The sequence below is a fragment of the Candidatus Symbiopectobacterium sp. NZEC127 genome, assembly GCF_025962675.1.
Classification (GTDB): Bacteria; Pseudomonadota; Gammaproteobacteria; order Enterobacterales; family Enterobacteriaceae; genus Symbiopectobacterium.
On record NZ_JAGFPG010000003.1, the window covers coordinates 428357 to 447931 of the forward strand.

General features: G+C 55.9%; 18 protein-coding genes. 10 read left to right on the forward strand and 8 right to left on the reverse strand.

Annotation, left to right across the window (positions count from 1 at the left end):
* Window positions 1-84 precede the first annotated feature (84 nt).
* Window positions 85-825, forward strand: a complete 741-nt coding sequence (cysQ, locus tag J5069_RS15320; RefSeq protein WP_264644691.1) for a 3'(2'),5'-bisphosphate nucleotidase CysQ — start codon at window positions 85-87, stop codon at window positions 823-825.
* A 66-nt stretch (window positions 826-891) separates the two neighbouring features.
* Here cysQ and J5069_RS15325 read toward each other — a convergent pair whose 3' ends face one another.
* Window positions 892-1473, reverse strand: a complete 582-nt coding sequence (locus tag J5069_RS15325; RefSeq protein WP_264644692.1) for a YtfJ family protein — start codon at window positions 1471-1473, stop codon at window positions 892-894.
* A gap of 312 nt (window positions 1474-1785) precedes the next feature.
* Here J5069_RS15325 and J5069_RS15330 point away from each other — a divergent pair, with 312 nt between their 5' ends.
* On the forward strand, window positions 1786-1992 hold the full coding sequence (locus J5069_RS15330; protein WP_264644693.1) for a DUF1107 domain-containing protein: 207 nt from the start codon (window positions 1786-1788) through the stop codon (window positions 1990-1992).
* A 79-nt stretch (window positions 1993-2071) separates the two neighbouring features.
* Here J5069_RS15330 and J5069_RS15335 read toward each other — a convergent pair whose 3' ends face one another.
* Both J5069_RS15335 and msrA read right to left on the reverse strand, forming a co-directional pair.
* A complete protein-coding gene (locus J5069_RS15335) occupies window positions 2072-3412 on the reverse strand; it encodes a hemolysin family protein (protein WP_264644694.1) in 1341 nt (446 codons plus the stop codon).
* A 175-nt stretch (window positions 3413-3587) separates the two neighbouring features.
* Window positions 3588-4229 (reverse strand): peptide-methionine (S)-S-oxide reductase MsrA, encoded by a 642-nt coding sequence (gene msrA / locus J5069_RS15340; protein WP_264644695.1) that lies wholly within the window; start codon window positions 4227-4229, stop codon window positions 3588-3590.
* A 236-nt stretch (window positions 4230-4465) separates the two neighbouring features.
* Between msrA and tamA the strand changes: the two genes are divergently transcribed.
* From tamA to J5069_RS15360, 4 genes are all read left to right on the forward strand, one after another.
* Window positions 4466-6202, forward strand: coding sequence for an autotransporter assembly complex protein TamA (gene tamA, locus J5069_RS15345; protein ID WP_264644696.1), 1737 nt, complete (start codon window positions 4466-4468; stop codon window positions 6200-6202).
* Window positions 6199-10068, forward strand: coding sequence for an autotransporter assembly complex protein TamB (tamB, locus tag J5069_RS15350; RefSeq protein ID WP_264644697.1), 3870 nt, complete (start codon window positions 6199-6201; stop codon window positions 10066-10068). The genes tamA and tamB overlap by 4 nt, the downstream gene beginning before the upstream one ends.
* A gap of 2 nt (window positions 10069-10070) precedes the next feature.
* Complete coding sequence (locus J5069_RS15355) at window positions 10071-10412, forward strand: gamma-glutamylcyclotransferase (protein WP_264644698.1); 342 nt, start codon at window positions 10071-10073, stop codon at window positions 10410-10412.
* Between the two features lie 187 nt (window positions 10413-10599).
* Complete coding sequence (locus tag J5069_RS15360; RefSeq protein ID WP_264644699.1) at window positions 10600-11508, forward strand: siderophore-interacting protein; 909 nt, start codon at window positions 10600-10602, stop codon at window positions 11506-11508.
* A gap of 175 nt (window positions 11509-11683) precedes the next feature.
* Here J5069_RS15360 and ppa read toward each other — a convergent pair whose 3' ends face one another.
* Both ppa and plsY read right to left on the reverse strand, forming a co-directional pair.
* A complete protein-coding gene (gene ppa, locus J5069_RS15365) occupies window positions 11684-12211 on the reverse strand; it encodes an inorganic diphosphatase (RefSeq protein WP_222158056.1) in 528 nt (175 codons plus the stop codon).
* A gap of 94 nt (window positions 12212-12305) precedes the next feature.
* Window positions 12306-12932, reverse strand: a complete 627-nt coding sequence (plsY, locus tag J5069_RS15370) for a glycerol-3-phosphate 1-O-acyltransferase PlsY (RefSeq protein ID WP_264644700.1) — start codon at window positions 12930-12932, stop codon at window positions 12306-12308.
* Window positions 12933-13039: 107 nt separating this feature from the next.
* On the opposite strand from plsY, the gene folB reads away from it, so the two are divergent.
* On the forward strand, window positions 13040-13393 hold the full coding sequence (gene folB / locus J5069_RS15375; RefSeq protein WP_264644701.1) for a bifunctional dihydroneopterin aldolase/7,8-dihydroneopterin epimerase: 354 nt from the start codon (window positions 13040-13042) through the stop codon (window positions 13391-13393).
* Between the two features lie 151 nt (window positions 13394-13544).
* Window positions 13545-14363, forward strand: a complete 819-nt coding sequence (gene bacA, locus J5069_RS15380; protein ID WP_264626368.1) for an undecaprenyl-diphosphate phosphatase — start codon at window positions 13545-13547, stop codon at window positions 14361-14363.
* A gap of 1 nt (window position 14364) precedes the next feature.
* Here the strand turns inward: bacA and J5069_RS15385 are convergent, their stop codons facing one another.
* Complete coding sequence (locus J5069_RS15385; protein ID WP_264644702.1) at window positions 14365-15093, reverse strand: Crp/Fnr family transcriptional regulator; 729 nt, start codon at window positions 15091-15093, stop codon at window positions 14365-14367.
* Window positions 15094-15204: 111 nt separating this feature from the next.
* Between J5069_RS15385 and J5069_RS15390 the strand changes: the two genes are divergently transcribed.
* Window positions 15205-15960: an SAM-dependent methyltransferase gene (locus J5069_RS15390; RefSeq protein WP_264644703.1), complete on the forward strand. Its 756-nt coding sequence runs from the start codon at window positions 15205-15207 to the stop codon at window positions 15958-15960.
* A 5-nt stretch (window positions 15961-15965) separates the two neighbouring features.
* On the opposite strand, the gene J5069_RS15395 is transcribed toward J5069_RS15390, so the two are convergent.
* Together J5069_RS15395 and J5069_RS15400 are read right to left on the reverse strand one after the other, a co-directional pair.
* Window positions 15966-17207, reverse strand: coding sequence for a multifunctional CCA addition/repair protein (locus J5069_RS15395; protein ID WP_264644704.1), 1242 nt, complete (start codon window positions 17205-17207; stop codon window positions 15966-15968).
* Between the two features lie 140 nt (window positions 17208-17347).
* Window positions 17348-17968 (reverse strand): TIGR04211 family SH3 domain-containing protein, encoded by a 621-nt coding sequence (locus J5069_RS15400; protein ID WP_264644705.1) that lies wholly within the window; start codon window positions 17966-17968, stop codon window positions 17348-17350.
* A gap of 251 nt (window positions 17969-18219) precedes the next feature.
* Between J5069_RS15400 and J5069_RS15405 the strand changes: the two genes are divergently transcribed.
* Window positions 18220-19551: an inorganic triphosphatase gene (locus J5069_RS15405; RefSeq protein ID WP_264644706.1), complete on the forward strand. Its 1332-nt coding sequence runs from the start codon at window positions 18220-18222 to the stop codon at window positions 19549-19551.
* Window positions 19552-19575 lie beyond the last annotated feature (24 nt).

Sequence of the window (19575 nt, forward strand, 5' to 3'; positions counted from 1 at the left end):
CGCACCTCACTCTTTTGACAAACAATAGGTCCGCTACTGCGTTGTAGGGTATACACCACGGGCACCAGAAAGACGAGGTTCATTATGTTGGAACAAATTTGCCAGTTGGCGCGCGACGCCGGTGCCGCCATCATGCAGGTGTATCAGGGCGAACGCCCGGTCGATGTCGCACATAAAAAAGATGCGTCTCCTGTGACCGCAGCGGATTTGGCGGCGCATCACATCATCAAGCAGGGGTTGGCGCAGCTGTTTGCTGATATTCCCTTGCTGTCGGAAGAAGATCCGCCCGCCTGGGACGTGCGCCAGCACTGGCAGCGCTACTGGCTGGTGGACCCGCTGGATGGTACCAAAGAGTTTCTTAACCGTAACGGCGAGTTCACCGTGAATATCGCGCTGATTGAAAACGGCGCGCCGGTGTTAGGCGTGGTGTATGTGCCGGTTACCGGTGTGATGTACGCGGCAGCGGGGGGGAAAGCCTGGAAAGAGGTGGACGGCGTGCGCCGTTTGATCCGTGTGAACCATGCGCATCCGCCGCTGGTGGTGGTGAGCCGTTCTCATCTGGACGCTGAGTTAAAAGATTATTTGCTTCAGCTTGGTGAACACCAGACGGTCGCGATTGGGTCCTCGCTCAAGTTTTGTCTGGTGGCGGAAGGCAAGGCCCAACTGTATCCCCGTTTCGGACCGACCAACGTATGGGACACCGCCGCCGGGCACGCCGTCGCTGCGGCTGCGGGGGCACAGGTGCATGACTGGCAGGGTAAAACCCTCAATTACGTGCCGCGTGAATCCTTTCTTAATCCCGGATTTCGCGTGTCGTTATTTTGATGTGTGCCGCAGTGTGAGCGAGACCGGCGTGGTGTGATGAGCGCCCACGCCGGTTATCTGCCGAGATTACTCTTTCAATAACTGTGGCAGCAGGCCCATCACCTGCTGCACGTCTTGCGCACTGAGCGCCCCGTCTTTGACATAGCGCACCTGCCCGCGCTTATCCAGCACCACGATTGCTGAACTTTTCGGTTCCAACTGCCAGGCTTTGCGGACGTTGCCGTTGCTGTCGACGATAAACTGCGACCAGGGAAAGGTTTTTTTACTCTCTTCAAGGCTGCTGCGAACAAACGGGCCGGTACCGATAATGGCGTCGTCGGTATTGACGATTGTCGTCGTTTGGTAATATTCACGCGCTAGATTAGCGGCCTTGATGGCACTTATCAGCGGATCGTTCATCTCTTTGGCCGATGTTCTACCGGCAATGTGCTGGATGACGCGCACCTTTCCCGCGAGCTGTGCGCTGTTCCAGTTCTGGTAGCTAAACTGCTGGTTTTGATACATCAGTTCCCCTTTATCGGCAACGCCGGTCGGGGGCAGAGTGTTGTTGAGCGTAAGGTTGTGCGCCATGCCGGGCAGCGCCAACAGGGTACACAGGCTAAACAAGGCTATTCGCAGACGCAGCGTCGAGGTGTGGCGGGCAGTCATAAAGTGTCCTCTGGTAGAGAGCAGCGAAGGTTACGCGAAACCGTTGCTTAAGCGTAGAGGAGGATATCTGGTCTGTCCTGTCTAAAATGTGATCGAGCTTCACAATTTTTGTTACGTAAAGGTAAAAATAAAACTATGCTGATCGATAACGGAACTATCTTATAACAGTCTGAAAACCCCGTGAATTATGCTGTTTTTTTGTGTGGAACTAAATGCCATCTGGCGACACTAATAGTTAGGCGTTCTATTAACGCGTTATTTTATACCCCGGTTTGGGGACAAGAGAAAAATGAAAACGGGAGGAGAGATACAATGCGGATCTTCGAACGTTACAACCCGTTAAAAGTCGCGAAGTACGTGAAAACGCTGTTTCGTGGCCGGTTGTATATCAGAGGCATCGGTGCTTTCGAGTTTGATTACGGCAAAATATTACTGCCGAAAACCCAAGACAAACAGCATTTGCTGGTGATGTCTGAGGTGAACCGTCAGGTGATACGACTACAAGCCGACATGGGCTAACGGTTCAAGAGGAACGCTGCTGCCGCCAGTGATGGGCAGCAGCAATGGGCCAGCGGTTCGGGCTGGCGCAGATCGAGGATTAGTTTTTGGGTTCTGCCGTGGATTCTGTATCGGCAATGGACGTTGACGCTGTGTTCTTCTCTTCAAGACGGGTGACCAGCAACTGGTCAATCTTGTAGCTGTCGATATCCACCACTTCAAATTTATAGCCAGCAAAGCGGACATAATCGGTGCGTTTCGGAATCTTGCGCAGCGTATACATCATAAAGCCGCCGATGGTTTCGTAATTGTCCGAATGGGGAAAATCGTCGATATCCAGCGCACGCATCACATCTTCAATCGGCGTACCGCCATCGATCAGCCACGAGTTTTCATCACGCGCCACAATCTGCTCTTCCTGCCCCTGACCGACCAGATCGCCCATCAGCGTGGTCATCACATCGTTCAGGGTGATGATGCCGACCACCAGCGCATATTCATTGAGGATCACCGCGAAATCTTCGCCCGCCGCTTTAAAACTCTCCAGCGCTTCCGAGAGTGTCAGCGTATCGGGCACGATCAGTGCGGTGCGGATTTGAATGCCGCCATTGAGCGCCAGGCTCTGGTTAGCCAATACCCGGTTAAGCAGATCCTTGGAGTCGACATAGCCTACGATCTGATCGATGTTGCCGTTACACACCAGAAACTTGGAGTGCGGCTGCTGGGCAATTTTCTCTTTAATTTGCGCTTCATCTTCGTGCAGATCGAAAAACACTACGCTTTCCCGCGATGTCATCGACGACGGCACGGTGCGTGATTCCAGCTCAAAGACGTTTTCAATCAATTCATGTTCCTGCTTACGCAGCACGCCCGCCAGCGCCCCGGCTTCCACCACTGCATAAATATCGTCGGAGGTGATGTCGTCGTTGCGTACCATCGGCAGTTTGAGCAAACGAAAAATCACATTCGACAGGCCGTTAAAAAACCATACCAACGGACGGAAAAAGAACAGGCAGAAGCGCATGGGATTGATAATCCGGATAGCGACCGCTTCCGGTGTCGTCATGCCAATGCGTTTCGGCGTTAAATCGCCCAACAGAATAAACAGGCTGGTCACCAGCACAAAGGAACAGGCAAAGCTGACGGTATCGGCCATTTCTGGCGCCATAAAGCGTTGGAAGAACAGGGTGAAATAGGGGGAGAATGCTTGATCGCCAATAATACCGGCCAGAATGGCCACGGCGTTAATGCCGATTTGAATAACGGTAAAAAAGATACCGGGCGTTTCCTGGAGTTTGAGCACCATAGCGGCGTTAAGGTTGCCCTCATCGGCCATCTGTTTAAGTTTTATTTTGCGTGAAGCGGCCAGCGATATCTCGGACAACGAGAAAAACGCACTGAGCGCGATCAGAAGAACTATCAGTAATAAACTGTTTAACATATGTTTTCCGGCCGTCGTGGCCAGATCCTCAGGAAGGTCATGAATGCATGAATAGTAATAATCGCATTAGATGACAGAATGAATAACGCCGCCGTAACGGATGTCAGGCGGCGCAAGCATTATAACGGTGTTGATAGGCCATTTGGCAAGCATGGCGTAAAATATGAGCAATTTATCAGGCGTTGGGCGGTAAACACAGGCCGATGCCCGCCAATCCGCAATAGCCGCCGGGATTCTTGTGCAGGTATTGCTGGTGTTCATCTTCCGCGTAATAAAAGGGGCTGGCCTGAACGATTTCGGTGCTGATGGTGCGCGCATCACCGCTGGCGCGCATGACTTGCTGGAAACGCGCCAGACTGGCCTGCGCCAACGTCATCTGTTCTGCGGTGAGCGTGTAGATGGCTGAGCGATACTGGGTACCAAGATCGTTACCCTGCCGCATGCCTTGCGCCGGATCGTGGTTTTCCCAAAACAGTTGTAGCAGGCGCTCGTAGCTGATGACGGCTGGATCGTAGACGATGCGCACCGCTTCAGCATGATCGGTCAGGCCACTACAGACTTCACGGTAGGTTGGGTTCGGCGTAAAACCACCGGTGTAGCCCGCTGCGGTGCTGTAGACGCCTTCCTGCTGCCAGAACAAGCGTTCCACGCCCCAAAAACAGCCCATGGCGAACAGCGCAACGTCCATATTATCAGGAACGTGCGTCATGGAGTGTTGGCTGACAACGTGCAGGCGTGCCAGCGGCATCGGGGTGCCTCGCCCGGGCAGCGCGTCTGATTGACGGATACGTTGGTTTTTATCACTGTGCTGTGCCACGTTGTTACTCCCGCGATAATCCATGTTATTCATAGGTAGCAGAATAACTAAGAAAGTTCACGCTGTCTTTATGGTTAAAGCCCGTTTAAGGTTAAGGTGTTGCGCAACCTGCATTTTTGAAATTACTCATTACACTTTAGAGTGGGTGTAGATGAGGATGTTGAGTGGGATTGTTTTTGACATGATTTTCAACACACGCCTGTGTAGAACAATATAAACGAACGTGGGGAGTTGGCGTGTCACGATACCGTACTTTGCTTTTTGTGTGCCTGCTGGTAACTGCATCGTCCTATGCAGCGAATGTGCGCTTGCAAGTGGTGGGATTGGAAGGGGAACTACAGCGCAACGTGCGTGCGCGGTTATCGACCATCGGCCCTGATGAGGTCAGCGCCGACGGGCGCTTTCGTGCCCGGGTTGATGATGCGATCCGGCGTGGGTTGCGGGCGCTGGGGTATTACGATCCGCAAATCAATTTCGAATACCGCCCGGCAGAAAACGGTGGACGCCCACTGCTGCTGGTGACGGTGACGCCGGGCGAGCCAGTCAACATCGCGGGCACCCATGTTCTGCTGCGCGGCGATGCCAGCAGCGACAGCGATTTCCTCCAACTGCGCCGCCGCAGCCTGCCTGCGATAGGCAGCGTGCTGAACCACGGCGACTATGATGATTTCAAACGGTCATTGAATAACCTGGCGTTGCGTAAAGGGTATTTTGATGCGCACTACGACAAAAGCCAGTTGGGTGTGATCCGCGAAACGCGGGAAGCATTCTGGGATATTGATTATGACGGCGGCACTCGCTACCGTTTTGGCGACGTGCACTTTCAGGGCAGCCAAATCGATGAAGCCTATCTGCGCAATCTGATCCCGTTTAAGCAGGGCGATGAGTACACCAGCGAAGATCTGGGCGAATTTAACCGACGTTTGTCCGCCACCGGGTGGTTTACCTCGGCGGTGGTCTCCCCCAATTTCACGGCGGGAAAAACCGATAAAATGTTGCCACTGGATGCGGTCGTCACGCCGCGTGCGCGCAATTTACTGGAAACTGGGGTAGGCTTCTCCACCGACGTGGGGCCGCGCTTTCAGACCACGTGGCGGAGACCGTGGATCAACGACCGTGGACACAGTCTGGAAAGCAGCCTGAGCGTTTCGGCACCGGAACAGTCGCTGGATTTCAGTTACAAAATCCCCTTGCTGAGAAGCCCGTTGGAGCAGTTCTATTTGCTGCAAGCCGGTTTTAAACGCGAAGACCTGAATGACACCAAATCAGACGGCACCATGCTGAACGTGGCGCGCTTCTGGACGCTTAATCGCGGTTGGCAGCGCTCCATCAACCTGCGCTGGAGTCTCGATCACTTTACCCAAGGCAGTGTCACCGATACCACCATGCTGCTCTATCCCGGCCTGACGCTGAACCGCACGCGGCAGCGCGGCGGGACCATGCCCACCTGGGGCGATTCACAGCGCTATTCGCTGGATATCTCGGACACCACCTGGGGCTCGGATATCGATTTTGCGGTGATACAGGCGCAGAACGTCTGGATCCGCACGCTGGAGGATAAGCACCGTTTTGTCGCGCGTGGCAACGTCGGTTGGATTGAAACCAACAGCTTCTCCCGCGTGCCGCCGTCATTGCGCTTCTTCGCCGGGGGCGATCGCAGCATTCGCGGCTATAAATTCCGCTCCATCTCACCGCGCGATGATGAAGGCAAATTGACCGGTGCGTCAAAATTGCTGACTGGTTCTCTGGAATACCAGTACAACTTTACCGGGCGCTGGTGGGGAGCCGTGTTTGTCGATACCGGTGATGCGGTAAACGATCTCAAGATCAATGACCTGAAAACCGGTGCCGGTGTCGGGATCCGCTGGGCCTCGCCGGTGGGACCGGTCAAATTCGATTTTGCCGTTCCGGTGAACGATTCCGAGAAACGTAACGATCTCCAGTTTTATATTGGTTTGGGGCCTGAGCTATGAGCCTGATAAAGAAAATAGCCATTGGGGCCATCGCATTGTTGTTGCTGTTGCTGATCACGCTGGCAGGATTACTGTTTACCACGCCGGGGCTACATCTGTTGCTCAATGGCGCGGCGCGCTGGGTGCCGGGCTTGGAGATCGCCGAGGTGCAAGGCGGTTGGCGCGATCTGACACTGCGCGGTGTCGGGTATCAAACGCCGGGTATCACGCTTAACGCCGGTGAACTGCACCTCGCGCTTGAGCTGGGCTGCCTGGCGCGCAGCCAGATTTGTATCAATGATATTGCGCTACGCGATCTCGATGTTGTGATCGACAGCAGCGCCATGCCGCCGCCCGCAGAGGCTCCGGCCCCGAGTGCGCCGGTGGGGGAGCTCAAGGCACCGTTCCCGATACGCCTTAGCCAACTGACGCTGAACAATATCCGCGTCACGCTGGATGATACGGCGGTCTCGCTGGGCGAACTGCGCACCGGCATGCACTGGGAAGGACGCGCGTTGACCTTGCTGCCAACGCAAATCAATGCGCTGCTGGTGGCATTGCTGAAAACCAAACCAGCAGCGGATGTCGTAGAAAGTACGCTGGCTGCCACCGAGGATGGCAAAGTCACCGCATCGGAAGTGGGCGATATCGCCTCCGCCACGGCACAGGCCGCTGCCTCACCGCCGGTGGAAGCAACGCCGTCCACACCGGAAAAAGTGGCAATGCCACCCGCATTGGGCGAGCAGCTACAGGCGCTGTTTGCCAAGCCGCTGCTGCCGGCGTTGCCCGAGTTCACGCTGCCGCTTGATATAGACATTAGCGAGTTACGTGGGGAACAACTGCGGCTGACGGGCGATCAAGACATCACCCTCACCACGTTGCAATTGAAAGCCGCCACCCAACAGCAACACATTAAACTGGAAAAACTGGCAATCCAGTCGCCGCAAGGTGCCCTGCACGCGGCGGGCGAGGCCACGCTGAGTGATAACTGGCCGCTGTCGTTTGTTCTGAACGGGGTGGTGAATACCGCGCCGTTGAAAGGCGAGAAGATCAAACTGACGGTAGAGGGCAGCCTGCATGACTGGCTGAACACCACGCTTAACCTGTCCGGGCCGCAGCGTGCGCTGCTCACCCTGAAAGCGCAGTTGGCCCAGCCTGAATTGCCGTTGGCGTTGACCGTGCAGTCTGAACGTCTCGCCTGGCCGTTAACCGGAGAAGCGGAGTATCAGGCCAATAATCTGGCGTTAAGTCTGACCGGGAAAGCCACCGATTATGCCTTAAAGATCAACGGTGATATTCGCGGTAGCGCCGTGCCGCCCGCCACGCTGGCATTGGAAGGCAAAGGCAATTTACAGCAGTTTGATATCAGCCCGCTGCGACTCTCTGCGTTGCAAGGCACCACCGAATTGCGCGCGCTGGTGGACTGGAGCAAGGCCATCAGTTGGCGCAGCGAGCTGGTGCTGGATGGCATTAATACGGCGAAACAATGGCCGGAATGGCCGGCGCGCATTGATGGCAAGGTAAGCACGCGCGGCAGTTTCTACGGCGGTAACTGGCAGGTGGCGGTCACCGAACTGCGCCTGAACGGCAATATCAAGCAAAACAAACTGACGGCGCAAGGCTCGTTGAATGGCAATGCGGCGGGACAGTGGCACATTCCCGGCATCAACCTGGCGTTGGGGCGGAACCAGCTGAACGTCAAAGGCGATTTAGGTCAGCAATGGCAACTGGACGGCGTCATTGATGCGCCTGCGTTAAACGGTGCGTTGCCGGGGCTGGCGGGTCGCGTTGCCGGTACGGTACGGCTGCGTGGCAACCACACCGCACCGCAGCTGTTGGCAGATCTCAATGCCACAGGGCTGCGCTGGCAGGGCTTATCGATCAACCGCCTGACGCTGGAAAGCGATGTGCGCTCGGAGGCGCAAGTGAATGGCCGCATGGCGTTGCGCGTTGAGCAATTGCAGCAGGAAGGGCTGAAGGTTTCTCTGCTGACGCTGAACGCTCAGGGTAATGAGCAGCAGCATCAGTTGCGCTTGAACGTGGAGGGGGAACCCGTCGCCGGACAACTGACATTGACCGGGCATTTCGACCGGGCGCAGCAGCGCTGGCGCGGCACGCTGGATCAAACCCAGTTCACTACGCCGGTGGGAGAATGGCGTTTGTCGCCCTCAATGTCGCTGGATTACCAGCAAGCGCTGGCGCGCATCACGCTCGGTGCACACTGTTGGCAAAACCCAAATGCGGAGCTGTGCGTGCCGCGAGCCGTCGATATTGGTCCCAGCGGCCAGGCCAGCGTGGTGTTGAACCGTTTTGATTTGAAGATGCTGGAACCGTTTTTGGGCGCAGACACTGCGCTGAGCGGGGTATTTACCGGCCGAGCCGACGTTGCCTGGCAACCGGGCGGCGGGCTGCCGCAGGCAAAAGTCGCGCTCACCGGAAACAAGGTTGCGCTGCGCCAGCAGATGAACGGCAACACGCTGCCTGTCGATTTTGACACTTTCACGCTGAATGCGGACCTCGATCGCGGCCGTGCAGCGCTGGGGTGGCGTATCGCCATTCACAATAACGGCCAGTTCCGCGGTGATATTCAGGTGACGGACCCGCAGGGGCGACGCCAACTGGGGGGCGATATTGCCATCGACAAGATCTCCCTTGCGCTGCTGAATCCAGCGCTGAGTCGGGGAGAAAAAGCGGCGGGTATGCTGAACGGCGCGTTGCGCGTTGGCGGTAATGTGCGTCAGCCGCAGTTAAACGGACAGCTGGCACTGGAAGGGCTGGACATCGACGGTCACTGGATGCCGGTGGATCTGACCGATGGCCGTTTGGCTGTGAGCTTTAACGGCATGAGCTCTACGCTACAGGGCTTTCTGAAAACCACGCAAGGGCAGCTTAATCTCAACGGTGATGCGGATTGGCATCAGCCGGAGGCGTGGCGGGCACGTATTGCAGCGAAGGGCGACCGCGTTCGTGTCACGCTGCCGCCGACGGTGCGGCTGGATGTTTCGCCGGATATCGAGTTTGTCGCCACGCCGCAGCTCTTCACGCTCAATGGTTCGGTCAGGGTGCCTTGGGCGCGTATTACCGTACAACAGATGCCGGAAAATGCGGTGGATGTCTCCTCCGATGAAGTGCTGTTGGATGAACAGCGCCAGCCTTTAACGCGCAACACCGCAGCGATCCCCATCAACAGTAACCTGACCATTCGCGTGGGGGACGATGTACGCCTTGATGCCTTTGGCCTGCGAGCCAGTTTGCAAGGCGATCTGAAAATGGTGCAGGACGAGCGCGGTTTGGGGCTGAACGGCCAGATCAACATCCCTACCGGACGTTTCAAGGCCTACGGGCAGGATTTGATTGTGCAAAAAGGGATTCTGGTGTTCTCCGGGCCGCCAGCCGAACCGAATTTGAACATCGAAGCGGTGCGCAATCCTGATAATACGGCGGATGGTGTGACGGCGGGTGTGCGCATCACCGGCGCGGCCAGCGCGCCGCACATCGAGGTGTTTTCCACCCCGACATTATCGCAACAAGAAGCATTATCTTACCTGTTACGAGGTCAAGGGCTGGACAGCACCGGTTCAGACAGTAATATGATGACCTCGGCCTTAGTAGGGTTAGGGGTTGCACAAAGTGGTCAAGTTGTGGGTAAAATCGGCGAGGCCTTTGGCGTAAGTGATTTAGCTCTGGATACACAGGGCGCTGGCGACGACTCTCAGGTTGTGGTCAGCGGTTACGTCCTCCCAGGCCTTCAGGTCAGATACGGCATTGGCATATTTGACTCTTTAGCAACGTTGACGTTGCGTTATCGGTTAATGCCAAGACTCTATTTGGAAGCGGTGTCAGGTCTTGATCAGGCACTGAATGTGCTCTATCAGTTCGAGTTTTAGCGATGCGAATTATTGTTTATGGCAGTTTACGACGCAAACAGGGAAACAGTCACTGGATGACGAACGCACAGTGGCTAGGGGATTGTCAGCTCGGTGGTTACGAGATGTATGACCTTGGCCATTATCCTGCGGTGGTAGTCGGGGAGGGGGAAATTTTTTGCGAAGTATATCGCATAAGCTCATCCATCCTGACGGAACTCGATGCGCTAAAGCGTGATGGTCACGATTATAAGCGCGAGTTGATCAACACCCCGCTCGGGAGCGCGTGGATCTATCTGTATCAACACTCGGTAACAGGGTTGCCGCGTATCGACAATGGTGATTGGTTGACGCGCGAGCAGTAATGATACCACGTAGTGTGTAAATACCATCGTAACCGGCGCGGTGTCGGTTACGGTTCACGCCATTTCGTTATCCTTCTATTAACAATAATGTTTCTCATTATCAATCCCGAATGCTAAGGTAAACGCCCCCTTTTGGGCCGGCGCGGGGCCATTCTGGCTGCCCCAGCGGAATAAGATGAGAAAGGTCATGGCAGAAAAACAAAGATACCGCATTTTTAACGTCGTGCTGGCGCGCAAGGTGTACCTGACGCCTTCGCTGATGCGCTGCGTATTTTCCGGCGAATCGGTGCGTCAGATGAAAATGGATGCACCGGATCAACGCATCAAGCTGCTGCTTCCTCCCGCCGAGGGCGTTTACCCCGATTTGCCAGATAGTGATGACTGGTATCGTCAGTGGTTGGCGCTGCCCAAGGCACAGCGGCCGGTGATGCGTACTTACACCCTGCGCGAGGTGGATGCGGCTAACGGTGAAATGGCGGTAGAGTTTGTGGTTCATGGCACCGAGGGCCCGGCGTCTGCCTGGGCAATACAGGCGCAAGCGGGGGATGCATTGCGCATCGTTGCGCCGTGCGTGGGAGAGTATGAAGGTGACAGCGGTGGCTATGAGTGGCTGCCGCCAGCGGAGATGACCCACGCCTTGCTGATTGGCGATGAAACCGCGTTACCTGCTATCAAGGGCATTCTGGAACAGTTGGCGCAGTATACTACCCCCGTGCAGGTGCAGGCGTTTATCGAAGTGCCGCTGGAAGCCGACTGTGTAGATATGAGCGCGTTTGCCTTTGCCGAGGTACACTGGCTGCCGCGTAAGCCGCAGGGAACCTCTTACGGCGAGCGACTGCTGCACAGCGTGCGAACGCATGTGAGTTTGCCGGAGAGGCGCCCAGAAGCAGAAACTACCGAATTGCATGACGTGGCAGAAGGCGAGTTGCTGTGGGAGTCGGCCAGTCAGACGCACGGCCAATTTTTTGGCTGGGTGGCGGCGGAGTCATCGGTGGTGAAAAACCTGCGACGTTACCTATCCGGTGAACGTCAGGTGCCACGCGACATCATCACGTTTATGGCTTACTGGAGCCGCGAACGGCAGCGCGATGTTTGACAGATTGCTGAAAACAAAACGGCGAGGAGAGCCCTCGCCGTCAGACTGATGACACAGTCGCTTTACCTCGTCATCCTCGGCGTAAGCCGGGGATCTTTGCCAGAAGAAACGCGTTTCACCTGCAAGAGATTCCCGCCTTCGCGGGAATGACGGTGGAAGTAGATGCGTTGCGCAATTATTTCTTCGCGCGTTCGAAGGAGGCAACGATCTCGGCTTTGGCCGCTTCCACGTCTTCCCAACCTTCAACTTTCACCCATTTGCCTTTTTCCAGCGCTTTGTATTGCTCGAAGAAGTGGGCAATTTGGCCACGCAGCAGTTCCGGCAGATCGTTCACATCCTTGATGTGATCGTATTCTTTGCTCAGTTTGGTGTGCGGCACCGCAACCACTTTGGCATCTTCACCGGATTCGTCGGTCATTTTCAACACGCCAACCGGACGGCAGCGGATCACTGAACCGGGTTGCAGCGGGTAAGGGGTCGGCACCAGCACGTCAACCGGGTCACCGTCCAGAGACAGGGTGTTGTTGATGTAGCCGTAGTTGCACGGGTAGAACATGGCGGTCGCCATGAAACGGTCTACAAACAGGGCGCCGGTTTCTTTATCGACTTCGTACTTGATGGGGTCAGCGTTGGCTGGGATCTCAATCACTACATAGATATCATCCGGCAGTGATTTGCCCGCCGGGACGTTGATCAAACTCATGTCTGTTTCCTTTTTTCTAACGTCAGAAATGGAGTGGCGGCCATTATAGCCAACCCATTTATAAAGTGCTGCGGTTTTTCAATCTCAGCGGCGTTTAGTCAGCGTCATCGTTCGGCGGGGTTTCTTGTTTGCCACGGCGCTTCCAAATTTTGCCTTCCTGCCCGCGCCACAGACGTTGAATATTGTCGTGATGCCGCATCAGGATCAGGCAAGAGAGCATGGCTACCGGAAAGGTAAACTGAGGTTTGAACCACCACACGTAAAAGGGCGCGATCAGGGCACTCACAATGGCACCGAGGGAGGAATAGCCGCTAAGCAGTACGGTAAGCAGCCAGGTGACGGTCATCACACCGGTCAGATCCCAGCCGACGGGCGCAATGGCACCAAACGCGGTCGCCACGCCTTTTCCACCGCGAAAACGGAAAAATACCGGATAGATATGGCCCAGACAGGCGGCAATGGCGGTGAGACCGAGATAGAGGGGCGGGACGCCAAGCGCATAGGCGCCCCAGACCGGTAACATGCCTTTCAGCACGTCAAACACCAATACGGTAGCGGCGGCGGCTTTGCCACCGATACGCAATACGTTGGTCGCGCCGGGATTTCCTGAACCATGCTGGCGTGGATCGGGCAGACCCGCGATGCGGCACACCAGAATCGCACTGGAGATGGAGCCGCACAGATACGCGAAAATTATCATGCCAAGCGCGGTAGCACTCATAACGCGGTTCCGTTGAATAAAGGTCGTTTTACAGTTGCCATCCGTGGATAATACGCATATTCCGGCGGAAGTGATACCAAACAGCGCCAAAAACAGAGAATGACGTGATGGATATTGTATTTATAGAAGAACTTACCGTGATTGCCACTATCGGCGTTTACGACTGGGAACAAACCATTTCGCAAAAGCTGGTGCTCGATATCGAAATGGGCTGGGATAACCGCAAGGCGGCCGTAAGCGACGATGTTAACGACTGCCTCAGCTATGCCGATGTCAGTGACGCGGTGATTGCCCATGTCTCCAGTCAGCCGTTCGCTCTGGTTGAACGCGTGGCAGAAGAAGTGGCGCAACTGCTGATGCAGCGTTTTGCCATTCCCTGGCTGCGTATCAAAGTGAGCAAGCCGGGTGCGGTTGCGCAGGCACGCCAAGTGGGCGTTGTCATCGAGCGTGGTACTCGCTAGTCCATTTTTTTATGAATCTTTTTTGTCAGTGAAACTAACTCTGCGTTTTTTAGTCTATTGTGGTGGTGTTTAAAGTGGCATTCGCGAGCAGCGTAGCCACTTTTTTTATGGGTGCTTCTTTTATTTCGGTTCGGAAAGGCAGGGCGCGAGCATGGCAGATCTCCACACGCTGGTGGTGGCATTTATTCTTGGGGTTGTTGAAGGGTTAACGGAGTTTTTGCCCGTGTCGTCGACGGGGCACATGATTATCGTTGGCAGTTGGTTGGGGTTTGATGATGAGAAGGCGAAAACCTTTGAAGTCATTATCCAACTGGGTTCTATCCTGGCGGTCGTCGTGATGTTTTGGCGTCGCCTGTTTGGGCTGATCGGCATCCATTTTGGTGCCGTTCCTCATGAAGGACGCGGTAAAGATCGTCTGAAGCTGGGGCATATTCTGCTGGCGATGATCCCGGCGGTGGTGCTGGGGCTGGTGTTTCACAGCACTATCAAGTCGTTGTTTACTCCCCAGAATGTGATGTACGCCCTGATTGTCGGCGGTTTCCTGCTGCTGGCGGCGGAATGGCTGAAACCGAAAACGCCGCGTGCTTCCGGGCTGGATGATATCACCTATCGTCAGGCATTTATGATTGGCTGTTTTCAATGTCTGGCGCTGTGGCCAGGGTTCTCCCGTTCGGGCGCGACCATCTCCGGTGGGATGCTGGTGGGCGTCAGTCGCTACGCCGCCTCCGAGTTCTCCTTTATTTTGGCGGTGCCGATGATGATGGGAGCGACGGTGCTGGATCTGTATAAAAGCTGGCATTTCCTGTCGCTGGCCGATGTGCCGATGTTCGCCGTGGGCTTTATCACCGCGTTTCTGGTTGCGCTGGTCGCTATCAAAACCTTCCTGAAACTGATCAAACGCATCTCGTTTGTCCCGTTCGCGATTTACCGCTTCTTCGTGGCGGGCGTCGTCTATCTGGTGTTCTTCTAACTCAGAAGGGACGCTGAGCTTGCGCGGCCAACGCGCGCAGGTAGTCCAGATTGCATAACGTGATGTAACTGGCACGGCAGGTGATGTAACCCTGCCGCTGCCACTCCGCCATCAGGCGGCTCAAGGTCTCCGGGCGAATACCCAACTGTGTTGCCAACTGTCCGCGATTGAGCGGTAACCGAACCTGCGCGTTTGGCTGGGTGTCTTGCTGGGTACGATGCAGCCGCAGCAGGTAATCCGCCAGCCGTTCACCTGCCGAACTGGAGGTGAGCCAGTCAATCTGGTTGATGGTGGCGTAAAGCTTCTGGCTGAGGTTGCCCAACAGTTGCAGTGCCAGCGTGGGGCGTTGCAGGCAAAACTGATGCAGCGTCTCTCGTGGAATCAACATTGCCTGTCCGGCGCTGAGTGCACGAATGTTCATCGGGAAGCGGCCGTGCTCCATAAACACGGCGGCGAGCGCCACCCATTCGCCGCGAGCAAACTGCCCGAATACCTTGTCATCTCCCTGATAGGTATGGCGAAACGCCTGTATCTCACCCTGTTCCACCAGCGGACAGTAGCGCATCTTATCCCCTTCGCGAAACAGTATTTCCCCAGCCTGAAAGTGGATACGACAGCACGCGCGTTGCAAGGCGAGCACCACCTCTTCAGGTTCGTTACGCAGCCACTGATGGGAAAACAGCACCTCGCAATGTTCCTCTGTCGGTATGGGTATTTTGACAAACGTCATTGGCGTCTCACTCACGGGGTTCTACAGTGTCGGGTAATCAAACAGAAATAATAATCATTTGCTTGTTTTCAGCAAGCTCCTGAGCACGGTAATCGCGAAGAGGACGTAAGCATGTCAGAGAAACTGGCGGGACATAAATTTCTGGCGCGGTTGGGTAAAAAACGCCTGCGCCCCGGCGGGCGTGCAGCCACCGAGTGGTTGATGCAGCAGGGCGCGCTGACGCCATCGACCCGCGTACTGGAGGTGGCGTGCAATATGGGCACCACCGCCATCGAGATGGCGCAGCGTTATGGCTGCACTATCGTCGGGGTGGATATGGATAAAGCGGCGTTACAGCAAGCACGGCACAACATTCTGGCCGCTGGCGTCGAAGGGCGCGTGACGGTGATGGAAGCGAATGCGTTGGCGTTACCGTTCCCCGATAACCACTTTGACGTGGTGATTAACGAAGCAATGCTCACCATGTACGCCGACAAAGCCAAACGTCCGCTGATTCAGGAATATTTACGCGTGCTAAAACCCGGTGGGCGATTGCTGACCCATGACATCATGCTGCTGCCGCAGGCATCGGGTGACGTTACAGCGCAGATGCGCGCGGCAATCAATGTTAACGTTCAGCCGTTAACGCTGGCAGGGTGGCGTAACCTGTTTCTTGAAGGGGGATTCAGCCAGGTGGAAAACGCGCAGGGTGCGATGACGCTGATGACGCCGTCTGGCATGATTTACGATGAAGGCTGGGGCGGCGCGGCAAAAATTGTGCGCAATGCGCTGAAGGTGGAAAACCGCGCAACCTTCCTTCGGCTGTTTCGCACCTTCCGCCGCTACCGGCACCAGCTTAACTATATTGCGGTTTGTAGCACTAAATAAGCCGCTTACGGGGTTGAAGCGGGAATTTTCTGCGCTTTCCACGCGGTAAGCGCAGCGATACGTCGCCGGTGCAGCTCATCGCGAACGCCAATGCCCTGAAAACCGTCGGCCACGACGGCGCTACTGGTGACCGCGCTGGCAACGGTGAAGGCCTCGCGCAGGTAGTCGCCTTGTGGATAGGGCGACTCCTCAAACCCGGTGCGACCACGGGCATCCGCTTCACTGGTGAGCACCAGTTTTTCCAGCCGTTCCGGCTTGCGCCACACGTCCAGCGCATCAAACAGCTTCATCAGCGTTTTGGGCTGCAACACCGTTACGGTATGCGCCAGGTCATGATATTCCGCCACCAGCTTAGCCAAGTCGCGCAGCGCATTAGGTACGCGCAGGCGCTGGCACAGTTGTTCCACCAGCTTCACGCCCGCCGGGCCGTGTCCGTGGTGGCGCGGCCACAGGGCGGGCGGCGTCAGCGCTTTTCCCACATCGTGGCACAGCGTGGCAAAACGCACATCGATCTCGGGGGTGAGGCGAGCGGCAATCATCAGGGTCATCAGGGTATGAACGCCGCTGTCAATTTCCGGGTGCCATTGCGCCGGAGCAGGCACGCCGTAAAGATTGTCGATTTCAGGAAACAACACCGCCAGCGCACCGCAGTCGCGCAGCACCTGAAAATAGACGTGCGGCGAACGGGTTGCCAGCGCCTTTTCCGTCTCTTTCCACACCCGTTCCGGCGTCAGAAAAGCCAGTTCGCCAGCGCGCGTCATAAATTGCATCAGCGCCAGCGTTTCCTCAGCAATTTGAAAACCGAGATGGGCAAAACGCGCGGCAAAGCGCGCCACGCGCAGTACGCGCAGCGGATCTTCCTGAAAGGCCGGAGAAACATGGCGTAACAGACGCTGTTGCAGATCGTACCGACCGTGATAGGGATCGATCAGTTCACCATCTTCGGTTTGGGCGATGGCGTTGATGGTCAAATCGCGCCGCAGCAGATCCGCTTCCAGCGTAACATCGGGGGCAGCATGGCAAATAAAGCCGGTATAGCCGTTACCGGATTTGCGTTCAGTACGCGCCAGCGCATACTCTTCCTTGCTTTCCGGGTGCAAAAACACGGGAAAATCCCGCCCAACCTGTTGGTAGCCAAGCGCTAACATCTGTCCCGGCGTGGCACCCACCACCACCCAATCTCGTTCTGAAACCGGGAGGTCAAGCAGGGTGTCCCGCACTGCGCCGCCAACCAGATAACTCTTCAATACACACTCCTGGCTTTACCCACCCGGTCATTCCCGCGTAAACGGGAGCACTACGTTAACATAAGGTTAATAGTTACATACCCGTCGGCCTGCCGCAATCAGTGCCGCAGGCCAATGTGATTCATGACGTGGCTTACGCCTTAGCGCATCCAGCGATCGTTTTTCTTTCTGCTGGGGATCAGGTGTGGCAGCAGCAAACCGATCAGCAAGCCAATGCCCGCCACGCCGCCGCCGTACAGGAACCATTGCAAAATGATTTCCCGTTGCTTGTCATCCAGTTGCACATTGGCAGCATCGACCTTCTTTTGCGCGACAATCAGCTGATTTTTTAAATCCTGATTTTCGTTACGCAGCGCGGTGATGATATTGTCGCTGGCAGACACTTTCTGCTGCATATCGGCGGTGCGTTGGTTCCATTCCTGATCGATATTGCCTAACCGCGCAGTAAGATCGGAAACCTTTTTTTCCAGTTCCGGCACGCGCAGGCGCAGGCTGGGGGTTTGGCTCAGCTGATTCAGCGGCAACCAACTGGTGCGATCTTTGGCATCGCGAATTTGGGCATAACCGGCGTTTTCATTCACGCTGAGCACGGTGACTTCCTCACCGGCATTGAGCGTGCCAATGATGCGATACTGGGTGCCAGGTCCGGTATGAACATAGGTCGATAGCTCATCGGAGATGTAGCGTTTATCTTCTGCATGACTCGCCCAACTGAATGTGAGGCTGGCAAAGGTGAAACAAACGAGGCCTAATTTCTTCATAATTTCATCATGTTGCGCGAATGGTTGGGTGATAGTAGAGGCATAAGTCTGACGAGGCAATGGGTAAACCGAAATGAGAACACTCCTATTACCCATGCTGCTTTACCTGACATTACTGCCCGGTGCGTTTTTTCTGCCGCAGATGTTACGGGTAAGGTGGTGTAATATAGCAAGTATCCGTATTTTCCGTCGCTGATGAAGGGTTGTCAGCATCCGACCCGCAGGGTCATGCTTTTTAGATTGAAATGATGATGAGTGAAGAGATCGAACTGAAGTTTATTGTGCACCCGGACATGGCCGCCACGCTGCCGCGCAAGCTGACGGCCTGGCAAACCGACTACAGCCACAGCGAGCATCTGGAAGGGCGGTTGCTCAGCAACACCTACTATGAAACGGCGGATAACACCTTGCGTCAGCTCGGTATGGGGCTGCGTGTGCGCGGTGAAAACGGCCAGCACGAAATGACGCTGAAAACCGCAGGTACGGTGATTGGCGGGTTGCACCAGCATCCGGAATATAATGTGCCGATGGCGGATGCCAATCTGGATATCCGCTTGCTGCCCGCAGACGTTTGGCCGCCTGAGTGCGATGTCGACGCGCTGGCGCAGGCGCTGCATCCGTTGTTCAGCACCCATTTCCAGCGTGAGAAATGGGTTATCGCTTATCACCAAAGCCTGATTGAAATTGCCTTTGACCAGGGCGATGTGGTTGCCGGTGAGCTGAGCGAGCCCATTCTGGAACTGGAGATGGAGCTGAAATCCGGGCAAACCGACGATCTGCTGGCGCTGTCGCAAGAGCTGGCCGAGTGGGGCGGAATGCGCCAGGGAAGCCTGAGCAAAGCGGCCCGAGGTTATCATTTGGCCCAAGGCGCGGTGCCGCGCGAGTGCCGTGCGCTGCGCATGCTGGCTCTGCCTGCCAAGAGCACCATCGATCAGGCTATTGGCGCTGCGCTGGAGCATGCGCTGGCCCACTGGCAATACCATGAAGAGTTGTGGGCTCGCGGTGAACGTAAGGCGCGTTTACAACTGCTGGAAGCCGGTGCTCTGATGCGTGAAATGCTGGTGCTGGTGGGCGGCGTGGTGCCGCGCAAAGTGACCACGCTGTTCCGCGCTGCACTCACCCATCTGGAAGAGCAGGTTGAACGTGAAACTGACGCCGAGAAGGTGTGTTATGACGCCAACTACCTGAATAGTAAGTTAGTGCTCACCTCATGGCTGATTAACAGCAGTTGGCGTGAGCATATGGATAACAAAAGCCGCATGCGCTTAATGGGCTCTTATAAACGCTTTTGTGACGTGATGCTGGATCGCGCCATGGCGGAATTGCGCTCCGTATTTAGTCACCCGCTGGATGCGGATCACTACCAGCAACAGTTGGCGCGTTTGCAACGCAACATCAATGCGTTCCTGCTGCTCTCCTGTGCCTATCCGGAAGCCACCGTCGAGTCCTTTATCGCGTCGTGGCGCGCGGTAGAGCACGGTATCAGGCACCTTCCTGCTTCGGGCGTGGACAGTGTGCTGGAAACTACGCGCCGCCAGGCGGTGGAACAAACGGCGTACTGGCTAAGCAGCGCCAGCGCGTAACGTGTTATTGCTTCCCGGCACGCC